The 10,914-nt window shown below is 65.1% G+C and carries 5 protein-coding genes; all 5 read left to right on the forward strand.

Annotated elements, in window-relative coordinates; genetic code table 11:
- Window positions 1-1,883, forward strand: a 1,883-nt coding sequence (locus VIB55_RS21700) for a helicase-related protein (protein ID WP_331878764.1), incomplete at its 5' end; no start/stop codon positions are given.
- 209 nt (window positions 1,884-2,092) lie between these two features.
- Window positions 2,093-4,342 carry an AAA family ATPase gene (locus VIB55_RS21705; protein ID WP_331878765.1) on the forward strand — a complete coding sequence of 750 codons (2,250 nt, stop codon included), beginning with the start codon at window positions 2,093-2,095 and terminating at the stop codon, window positions 4,340-4,342.
- A gap of 235 nt (window positions 4,343-4,577) precedes the next feature.
- On the forward strand, window positions 4,578-6,350 hold the full coding sequence (locus VIB55_RS21710) for an AIPR family protein (RefSeq protein WP_331878766.1): 1,773 nt from the start codon (window positions 4,578-4,580) through the stop codon (window positions 6,348-6,350).
- A gap of 4 nt (window positions 6,351-6,354) precedes the next feature.
- A complete protein-coding gene (locus VIB55_RS21715) occupies window positions 6,355-8,016 on the forward strand; it encodes a site-specific DNA-methyltransferase (protein ID WP_331878767.1) in 1,662 nt (553 codons plus the stop codon).
- Window positions 8,013-10,769, forward strand: coding sequence for a DEAD/DEAH box helicase (locus tag VIB55_RS21720; protein WP_331878768.1), 2,757 nt, complete (start codon window positions 8,013-8,015; stop codon window positions 10,767-10,769). Before VIB55_RS21715 ends, VIB55_RS21720 begins: the two co-directional genes overlap by 4 nt.
- The last annotated feature ends 145 nt before the right edge of the window (window positions 10,770-10,914 follow it).

Raw genomic sequence — 10,914 nt, forward strand, 5'->3', positions numbered from 1 at the left:
GCAAGATGTCGCGGCGGCTCAAGGCGCGGCTTGCCGAGGCTGGAGCGTCGGACGGAAATGACCTCGAGGCGGAGCTGGAGACCGACTACGAGGCGCTGGACGAAACCGCGGAAGAGTGGCCGGCGGAGGAAGGCGAGGCGCCGCTGACGCAGGCGAGCCGCGCCGCGATCGAGGCGGAGATCCGGGAGCTCGACGCGTTTACGTCGCTGGCCATCTCGATCGAGCAGAACGCCAAGGGACGCAAGCTGCTGAGCACCCTGGACCGGGCGTTTCAGGTGGCCGCCAGCGGCGGGGCCCAGCGCAAGGCCATCATCTTCACCGAGTCCCGCCGCACGCAGGACTACCTGCTCGGCATTCTTTCCGAAAGCGCGTTCTCCGAGGGGGTCGTCCTCTTCAACGGTTCCAACACGGACGAAGGCTCGCGGAAGATCTACGCGGACTGGCTGGAGCGGCACCAGGGGACGGACCGAGTTTCGGGATCCAAGACCGCGGACATGCGCTCGGCGCTGGTGGACTACTTTCGCGACGAGGGGCAGATCATGATCGCCACCGAGGCAGGCGCGGAGGGCATCAACCTCCAGTTCTGCTCGCTGGTCATCAACTACGACCTGCCCTGGAATCCGCAACGCATCGAGCAGCGAATCGGCCGGTGTCACCGATACGGGCAGCGCCACGACGTGGTGGTGGTGAACTTCCTCAACCGGAACAACGCCGCGGACCGCCGTGTGTTCGAGCTGCTGGACGAGAAGTTCCAGCTGTTCAAGGGGGTGTTCGGCTCCAGCGATGAGGTGCTTGGCGCGCTGGAGTCCGGCGTGGACTTCGAAAAGCGCATCGCCGACATCTATCAGCGCTGCCGCACGCCAGACGAGATCCAGGCGGCGTTCGACCAGCTGCAGCGCGAGCTGAGTACTGAGATCAACGAGGCGATGAGCAGCACGCGCCGCAAGCTGCTGGAGAACTTCGACGAGGAGGTGGTGGAGAAGCTCCAGGCCGCCAAGGAGAAGTCCGAGCACTGGCGCTCGCGCTTCGAGGAGCTGCTGATGGACCTTACCCGCTACGAGCTGGGCGGACGCGCGGAGTTCGTTTCGGAAGATGCGTTCCGCCTGGTGTCGCTGCCCGACGGCGTACGCGTGCCCCTTGGCCTGTACGAACTGCCCCGGCGCTCCGGCGAGGCCCACACCTACCGCTTGGGCCACGAGCTCGCGGAGCACGTTCTTGACCGAGCGCTGTGCCGCGACCTGCCCGTTCGCGAAGTCTCATTCGACTACTCCGGATCTCCCGGCAAGGTGACCCTGCTGGAGAGCCTGGTGGGCCAGCGCGGCTGGCTGTCGTTCTCCCTGTCCACCGTCGAGGCGCTGGATCAGGCCGAGGACCGGCTGGTGTTCGCCGGGTTCCGCGACGACGGCGTAGTGCTGGAAGACGACGCGGTCAGGCGGATGTTCGGTTGCGCGGCGGCCGTGGGCGATGCCCCTGCCGCGGACGTTCCAGGCGCGCTGGCGGTGCTGGCGGAGGAGCGCCACGTGGCCCACCAGCGCGACGTGTCGCTGCGCAACGCACGGGCGTTCGAGGCCGAGGCGTCCAAGCTGGACGCGTGGGCCGATGACCTCAAGGTGGGACTGGAGCGCGAGATCAAGGAGATCGACCGGCAGATCAAGGAAGTTCGCCGCCGCGGGCTTTCCATGGCGGCGCTGGAGGAAAAACTGGAGTTGCAGCGCGAGGTGCGCATCTTGGAGGTGAGCCGCCACCGGCTGCGCCGCGAGCTGTTTTCGGCGCAGGATGAAGTGGATGCCCGCCGCGACGCGCTAATAGACGATGCCGAGCGCCGGCTGCGGCGCACCGCATGGCTGGAAGCTGTATTCATTCTGCGCTGGGCCATCCGCTAGCCGGCGCGCTTTCTACCCTTTCCAAGGGCTTTACATGGAGACCCCCAACGAGATCCTGGCACGTCGAATTGCCGAGCGGCTCGTGGCCGAAGGACTTGTCCCCGCCACTCGGTCCGGCAGCCTTGCGTCCCAACTGGCGACGGGGAGTCTAAAGGCAGAGGACTGGCCCATCCACGTGCAACCGGTAGCTTCGGCAAAGGCGGGCGCGGATGCCGAATAAGGTCGAACGGATCAAGCTGCAGGGTTTTCGCGGTGCGACTACGCGGGTCACAGTGGACTTGTCCTCGGACAAGCCAGCCGTGCTCGTTTTCGGCGAGAACGGCTCCGGAAAGTCCACGCTGATTGACGCGATTGATATGGTTTGCAATGGGCAGCCCGGGTCCGTGCGCGAGCGCTCGTCCACAACCGTTAAGGACCACCTGCACTCGCTCGGCTCCAAACCCAACGACTTGGCCGTGGAAGTGGATTTCGGCGGGTCGACGTGGAAGGCGGGGGTAGACGGTGGCAAGATCGTGCGCTCGCCAAACACAACACCCCCACCCGCGGCAATCCTTCGGCGGGGGCGTCTGCTGAAGCTGGTGGAAGCGGCGCCCGCCGAACGATACGACGAGATGAAGCGGCTGATCGGGGTGGAGAAGGTGGAGGCTGGCGAGCGTTTGCTGCGCGAAGCGCTGCGAGACAAACGTAAGGATTACGATCGTGCAGCCGCCGACTTGGAAAGGGCCCGCGCGTCGCTGGACAGGCTCTGGGACGCCGAAGGAAGGCCGCGGGGTGACTCGCTTGCGTGGGCGGCGGCAGTACGTGCGGCGCAGCAGGTCGAGGCCGTGGCCGAGATGCAGCGATGCAACAGCGTGCTCGCAACGTTGGGAGCCGCCGAGAAGACCGAGACCCACGCCGGTACTGCGGAAAAGGCGCGAGACGACGCGCGCGCCCTAGTCGGCCGCGCACGGGACGCGCTCGCCGCCGCCGAAGCGGCCGGAGCGGAGGGCACGGCTGCTTTGGCGGAACTGCTGGAGCGGGTACGGGGCTACTTGGCGGCCGTTCCCGATGCCGGAGTGTGCCCGGTCTGCGAACGCCCAGCAGACGCTGGTGAACTTCGGCAGGCGGTCGAGGATCGCCTCAATCGCATGAATGCGTTGTCAGCCGCAGCCCGAGTGGCGCGCGACGCGGAGGGGAAGGCGGAGCGTGCGGAGCTCGCGGTAATCGACGCCCATGAGCGAAGCGAGTCTGCCCGGGCCGACTTCCGAGCCGCGTGCACCGACGCAGGAATCTCGTCCGCCCCCGTAACGGCCCATGACCGCTCGAAGTTGCGCAGCGACATGGAACTACGCGCCGGCGAGTTGGGCAAGACGCTGCACCTTCGCAACGCGGTGTGCCAGCTTCTGGCAGACCATGGCGACGCGAGCGAGCGGGCAGGTGCGCTTCAGTTGCTGACCGGTCGACTGCAACGCGCCGCCCAGGTCGTGCGGGAAGAGCGCCACACGTTCGCGAATGGCCTCCTGGACGAACTGCGTACCCGCGTGAACGAGTTGTACGAGGCCATTCATCCCGGCGAGGGGGTGGCCCTCTCGCACTTGGCGCTGAGTGCGACGGCGTCAGCGTCAGTCGAGCAGGGTGCGAGATTCGGCGCGGCTGGCGGCGTGCCGCCGCAGGCATACTTCAGCGAGGCGCACCTGGACACGCTGGGCTTCTGCATCTGGCTCGCCGTGCAGGAACGAACGTACGGAGGCCGCTGCGTGGTCGTACTGGACGATGTGTTCACGTCCGTGGACATGGCGCACCTGGACCGGATCGTTGACGTCCTGGTCTCGGTCGCCGGGAGCTTCGACCAGCTCATCCTGACCACGCACTCGCGGCACTGGCGTGACCGGCACCGACGCGGCGCCGCGGCAGGGAGCGTGGCCGTGTTCGAACTGGGCACTTGGACGCAGGGTGAGGGCATTCGGGTCGTGCGCGGGCGCACTGCGCGCGAGGATTTGGCCGCGCTGCTGAAGGAGAACCCTTTGGGGCGGCAGGCCGCCGCCAGCGCCGCGGGCGTGCTGATGGAGGACGTGCTGGACGGCTTGGCCGTGCGGCACGGTTGCTCCATGCCTCGGAACGCGAGCGGCCTATACGAGTTGAAGCCCCTGCTGGACGGAACCACAAAGCTCGCAAAGACACTGGTGGTGGAACGCATGAAGAGGCCCCAGGACGGAGGCGAAGTGGAGGAACGGATCGAGCTAAAGCCGCTGCACGCGAGCGTGGTGGAGCTGTACGAGGTACGAAATCAGGTGGGCGCCCACGCCAACCCCGCCTCCGAGGACATCCCCGACGCAAAGGTCCGCGACTTCTGCCACCGGGTGGCGGCGTTCGCCGACGCCCTCCACTGCCGGGAGTGCGGCGAAGTCCCGGACCGGGAGGACGCCGGTTACCGCCACTGTCGTTGCCGGCGCACCCGCTCCTCGCCCGTTCGGGCGTGATGGGAGACCGCGGCGCTGCGTTGGGAGGTGTGCTGATGCCCGGAGCTTCAGCGCACTTGGAAGCCGCGGGTCGCAGCGGCTCCGCAAACGACGGGAAGACAGCCGGCGGGAGTTCCGCACGCGAAGCGCGTGGAGATACGGCGTTGCCGCCGTGCGCCTGAGAAGGGGGGCTGATGAACCTGACCTGAGCGGACGGGAGAGAGCCGCAGACACTACGACTGCATAGCAGGGCCACATGTATCGGATCCTCGATTCATCTAAACTGGTCGGAACAAGAATGCCGATAGATCAAGCTTGGCGGGTGCAGATTCACCAGGTACTGCGGACGCGCTACTTCCCGGTTCTTCCGCCACCTCCCGGAAACCACTCGGAGCAGGAGAAGGACAAGAACCGGCTGAGCCACTCTCTCGCCGCGCTCGCCATCAGCAAGATGAGTGGCGTGGACACTGCAGCGGCAGTGAACGCGGTTGTGGATGGCGGGGACGACAATGGCATCGACGCCTTGGTTTACGATCGGCCCGCGAGAAAGCTATTCCTGGTGCAATCCAAGCTGGGCAACGCTCCGGACCAGCGTGAAAATCTCAAGTTCTGCAATGGTATCCGATATCTTCTGAATGGCCGGTTCGACCTCTTCCATGAGCGGTTTGAGCGTCTTAGAGGTGAGGTGGAAGAGGCGCTTGCCACGGACGGGGTGCAGGTCATCGGCTGTGTGGTATACTTGGGAGATCCGCTCGGGCGGCACGCAAGGCAGGATCTCGACGAGCTTGCGCATGAGTTGAACGAATTCTCTGACCGGTTCGCCTGGTCCGATCTGAACGGTGCGACCGTGCATGGCTGGCTGGCGGATGAGCATGCCGCCAAACCGCTGACCGTGGAGCTCACGCTGAATCGGTGGTACGGGATCGATCGGCCGCACCGCGCCTTCTACGGACTGGTCACGGCGCGGCAGCTCGCGGAACTGTACCAGGCACACGGTAAGACACTGTTCGAGAAGAACATCCGCTTCTACCTGGGGAACGAGAGCGTCAATTCAGCGATTGCCGACACCGTCCGCACTCGTCCGGCTGAGCTGTTCTACCTAAACAACGGGCTCACCGCGGTATGCTCGTCCATCCGTCCGCTCCCCGGCGCAACGAATGACACCGGGAGGTTTCTCGCGGAGGGGTTCTCCATCGTCAACGGCGCGCAGACGGTGGGTTCGGTGTACGCGGCGTTCGCTGCGCTCGGCGATATCTCACCTGCTGCCATGGTGATGATCACGTTGATCGAAGTCGACGCTGTGGGCGAACTCGGGGCGCAAATCACCCGTGCGCGCAATACTCAGAACGCGATAAAGGAGCTTCACTTCGCCGCGCTCGACGTGCAACAGGAACGTCTTCGGCGCGAACTCGCGATCATCGACATCGCCTATCGATACAGGCCTTCTCAGGAGGACGCGCAGGACGCCCCGTCGTCGGTCACGCTGGAAGAGGCGGCCCTCGCGCTGGCGTGCCTGAGCGGGAGCACGGAAGCGGTGGTGGCGGCGAAGGCGAAAGTCGGGCGCATCCATGATGCCAATGATGAGTTCTATGGAACGCTCTTCAACGCGGCTCTTTCCGGCGCGCACCTCTGGCGTGTGGTGCAGATCTACCGCCATGCCAGTGAGATCCTGATGCAGTCTGAGAAGGCAGAGGCAGGTGCCCAGCGCCGCATGTTCTACCGCCACTCCCGATTCTTCATCCTGAACCTGTTCGCCAAGCGGAACGGAGCGCTGCTGAAGAAGGCGGAAACGTCGCTCTCGGACGTGGACAGGAACGAGATTTCTCGTACCGTTCTGGACCTCGCAGAAGTTACGTTCACCGTCGCAGACGGCACGTTCCAGCAGAGTCGAGGCTACCTCGCTATATTTCGCAACAGCACTGACGCTCTGCCGCTCGCGAGGCGTGTAATGGGCGCACTGGCGGAACGAGACAGGAAGGAACGCCTGCCTGAAGCCGCGCCAGAACCCGAGCAGCCCAACCAGCCCTGATCTGATGAACCGCAAGCAGAAGCTCGAACTGACCTGGATCGGCAAGGAGAACCGCCCCAAGCTGGAGCCCCGCATCCTCCTGGAGGACCCGGAGCGCTCTTACCACGCTTCGTTGCGGGTATCCCAGGGCGACCACTTCGACAACCGGCTGATCTTCGGGGACAACCTGCTTGCGTTGAAGGCGCTGGAACAGGAGTTCGCGGGCAAAGTGAAGTGCATCTACATCGATCCTCCGTACAACACCGGTAGTGCTTTCGAACATTACGATGATGGGCTTGAGCACTCCGTATGGATGGGAATGATGCGTGATCGCATCGTGTTGCTCCGCCGTCTCCTAAGCGAAGATGGGTCCATCTGGATCACGATCGATGATACCGAGGTGCACTATCTAAAGGTAATGTGTGATGAGCTTTTCGGCCGCGAGAATTTTGTGGCCTCGGTCGTTTGGGAGAAGGCAGACTCCCCACGTAATTCGGCAAGGCAGTTCTCAACGGATCACGATTATGTGCTGGTCTATTCCAAGACTCCATCCTGGCTTCCGCGTCGCCTGCCACGCACCGAAGAGGCGAATGCAATCTATTCCAACCCCGACCATGATCCCAGAGGAGCATGGCTTCCAGGTGATCCGTACGCCAACAAGCCATATTCCAAGGGTCAATACTCGATCGCCGGGCCAACTGGGCGAGTGTTCACGCCGCCGCCCGGCCGGTACTGGAGAATCTCTGAGGAACGGCTTCGTGAACTCGACGCGGATGGCAGGATTTGGTGGGGCCCCAAAGGTGATGCACGACCAAGCATTAAGCGCTATTTGACGGATGTTAGCGAGTTGGTCGTTCGTACGTTATGGACTAAAGAGGAAGTTGGAAGCAACCGAACTTCAAAGAACGAGATGCGAGCTCTCTTTCCTGCGGAGTCGACGTTTGATACACCAAAACCAGAGCGCCTCTTAGAGCGAGTACTCCGGATCGCTACCGATCCGGGTGACTTCGTCCTCGACTCGTTCGCCGGCTCTGGCACAACAGGCGCAGTTGCTCACAAGATGGGACGCCGCTGGATCATGGTCGAACTTGGCGAGCACATCCACACGCACATCATCCCGCGGATGCGCAAGGTGGTGAATGGCGACGATCCGGGCGGCATCACCAAGGCGGTGGGTTGGAAAGGCGGCGGCGGCTTCCGCTACTTTCGCCTCGCGCCGTCGCTGCTGCAAAAGGACCGCTGGGGCCAGTTGGTCATCAACCCGGAGTTCAACGGGGCGATGCTCGCCGAGGCCATGTGCAAGCTGGAAGGCTTTACCTACGCCCCCAGCGACACCGTTTATTGGCAGCACGGGCGATCCACCGAGAGCGACTACATCTACGTGACCACGCAGCACCTTGGGCCGGACCAGCTCGCGCAGCTTTCCGACGAAGTGGGCGACAACCGCACGCTGCTGGTGCTGTGCGCGGCATTCCGCGGCGACGACACCCGCTATCCCAACCTTACTGTCAAAAAGATCCCCAAGCAGGTGCTTTCGCGCTGCGAGTGGGGCCGCGACGACTATAGCCTTAACGTGCAGAACCTGCCCGCCGCGGGGACGGAGCCGGCCGATGCGGCCCCGGAGCGCGGACCCGCACGGCGGCGGAACACACAGCCCTCGCTGTTCGGCGCGGAAGGTGGTGAATGAGCCGCCACGTCGCGAACGTCGCCTCGCGCCTCAGCCTGCGTGCTCCCCAGCGCGAGGCGCTGCAGATCTTGGACGATGTCACGAGCCGCATCGAGCTCAATAAGGACATGGACCTGCAGTCGGCGCTGCAGGCCGTGCAGGCCGCGTACCCCTCGCTTACGGACTTCGAGCGCGAGTTTCCGTCGCTGTGCTTTGCGCTGGCCACAGGCGTGGGCAAAACGCGGCTGATGGGCGCCTTCATCAGCTACCTGCACCTGGCGCACGGCAAGGACAACTTCTTTGTGCTTGCGCCCAACCTGACCGTCTACAACAAGCTGATCGCGGACTTTACCCCCAACACGCCCAAGTACGTGTTCCGGGGCATCAGCGAGTTCGCCACCAGCCAGCCGGAGCTCATCACCGGCGACACGTACGAGAACCGCGCCGCCACGCTGTTCAACGAGACCATCCGCTGCCGCGTCAACATCTTCAACATCGCCAAGATCACCTCCGAGGTGCGCGGCGGGCGCTCGCCGCGCATCAAGCGGCTCTCGGAGTACATCGGCGAAAGCTACTTCGAATACCTGGCCGCGCTGCCGGACCTGGTGCTGCTGATGGACGAGTCGCACCGCTACCGGGCCTCGGCCGGCGTGCGGGCCATCAACGAGCTGCGGCCCGTGCTGGGGCTGGAGCTCACCGCCACCCCGTACGTGGAAACGGGCAAGGGACCGGTGCCGTTCCGCAACGTGGTGCAGAACTATCCGCTGGGCCGGGCCATGGCCGACGGCTTCGTCAAGGAGCCCGCCGTGGTTACCCGCCGCAACTTCGACGCGCGGGCAATGGCGCCGGAGCAGCTGGAGCAGATCAAGCTCGAAGACGGCATCCGGCTGCACGAAAGCGTGAAGGTTGACCTGGAAACGTACGCCCGCCAGACGGGCAGGGAGATCGTCAAGCCATTCCTGCTGGTGATTGCCCGCGACACGACGCACGCGGGCGACCTCCTGCGTCTGATCGAGTCCGACGCGTTTCTCGAGGGCCGCTATCGTGGACGGGTGATCCAGGTGGACAGTAGCCAGACCGGCGCCGCCGAAGAGCAGATGGTGGAGCGCCTGCTGCGGGTGGAGCACGCCGACGAGCCCACGGAAATCGTCATCCACGTGAACATGCTCAAGGAAGGCTGGGACGTCACCAACCTGTACACCATCGTTCCGCTGCGCGCGGCCAACGCCCGCATCCTGATCGAGCAGTCCATCGGGCGCGGGCTGCGCCTGCCGTACGGCGCCCGCACGGGGCAGGAGTCGCTGGACCGGCTGAGCATCGTGGCGCACGACCGCTTCCAGGAGATCGTGGACGAGGCGAGCCGGCCGGATTCCATCATCCAGCTCAAGACGTATTACCTGGGTGAGGATGGCGGGCTGGAGCGTACGCGGACCGTGGTTTCGCAGTCCACGCTGGCGTCGCAGCTGGGGATTGCGCCCGCGCAGGCCACGCCCTCCACCGAGGTGGCCGAGGCCGCCGAAGCGCCGGTGTTCACCACGCCGCAGGAGAGGCAGGTGGCGCAGATTGCCTGGCGAGCCATCCGCGGCCTGGGAAATCAGCCCGCACTGCTTCCCAGTACCGACCACCTGCGCGATCCCGAGGTGCGGGCACGCATCCAGGCGGCCGTGACCGAGGCATACCAGCCCGCGCAGCTGGAGATGGACGGCGTGGCCGCGCCCGTGGACGTGGCGGCCATCGTGGCGCGCACGGCCGAGCTGGTGGCGGACCGCACCATCAGCATTCCGCGCATCTTGGTGCTGCCCACGGCCGAGCGCCGCACGGGGTTCCGCCCGTTCACGCTCGACCTGCGCCGGCTGACCCTGCAGGTGCCCGACGAGACGCTGCACATCCAGGAGATGCGCACCGGCCAGGTCCACACGCTGGGGACCGGCACCGATGCACCCGGGGAGGAACGCCTGGAGAACTACATCGTGCGGGAGCTGATCGACCGCGACGACGTTTCGTACGACGACAACGCCGACCTGCTGTACGACCTGGCGGGGCAGGTGGTCGCCCACCTGGGCGAAAGCCACGCGCGTGAGGACGTGGAGCGCATTCTTCGCGGCCACGCACGCCGGATCGCCGCGGCGGTGCACGCGCAGATGCAGGACCACTACTGGGAAGCAGACGTGGAGTACGAAACCCGCGTCACGGCCGGCATGACGGAGCTCAAGGAAAGCGCCTTCAAAGCCCAGGATGCCACGCAGGACTTTCGCACGGCGCCGCGCGACCGGGCCAACATCGCCAAGTACTTGTTCGGCGGGTTCAGCCGCTGCCTGTACCCGGTGCAGAAGTTCGACAGCGACGCCGAACGCCAGATGGCGGTGATCCTGGACCGGGAGTCATCGAAGTGGTTTCGTCCCGCGCGTGGGCAGTTTCAGCTGTTCTACAAGCGGGGGCACGAGCAGGCGGAGTACCAGCCGGACTTCGTGGCCGAAACGGACGACTCGATCCTCATGGTCGAAACGAAGGCGGAGAACGAGCTGAACGACGCCGAGGTCCTCGCCAAGCGCGACGTGGCCGTGCTGTGGTGCGGCCGGGCCTCGGAGTACACGGCCACCTACGCCGGGAAGCCCTGGCGGTACCTGCTGGTTCCGCACGGCGCCGTAACGCAGAACATCCAACTCTCGTGGCTGGACCAGCAGTACGCCCAGGTGACCGCACCAACCGGCCACCGCGGGAACGACGTTGCCGCCCCCGAGGACGGGGGGGGCGCCCGGCCGTTGATCTCGTGAGGCAAAGCCAGGCCCGCGATCATCTGGGGCCCGGCTCGGCGAGGGGCGCCCGGGAGCTTACGTGCGGCCGCCCCGCCAGTGCATCCACACCATCACCATGGCCGCCGTATCGAGTTTGCAGTACCGCAGCAGCAGGTTCCGCAGC

The organism is Longimicrobium sp., assembly GCF_036554565.1.
Lineage (GTDB): Bacteria > Gemmatimonadota > Gemmatimonadetes > Longimicrobiales > Longimicrobiaceae > Longimicrobium.

What these genes read in the sequence shown, in the direction of transcription:
- VIB55_RS21705 (WP_331878765.1), top strand. Translation starts at nt 2,093, where the DNA reads ATGCCGAATAAGGTCGAACGGATCAAGCTGCAGGGTTTTCGCGGTGCG.
- VIB55_RS21715 (WP_331878767.1), top strand. Translation starts at nt 6,355, where the DNA reads ATGAACCGCAAGCAGAAGCTCGAACTGACCTGGATCGGCAAGGAGAAC.
- VIB55_RS21710 (WP_331878766.1), top strand. Translation starts at nt 4,578, where the DNA reads ATGTATCGGATCCTCGATTCATCTAAACTGGTCGGAACAAGAATGCCG.
- VIB55_RS21720 (WP_331878768.1), top strand. Translation starts at nt 8,013, where the DNA reads ATGAGCCGCCACGTCGCGAACGTCGCCTCGCGCCTCAGCCTGCGTGCT.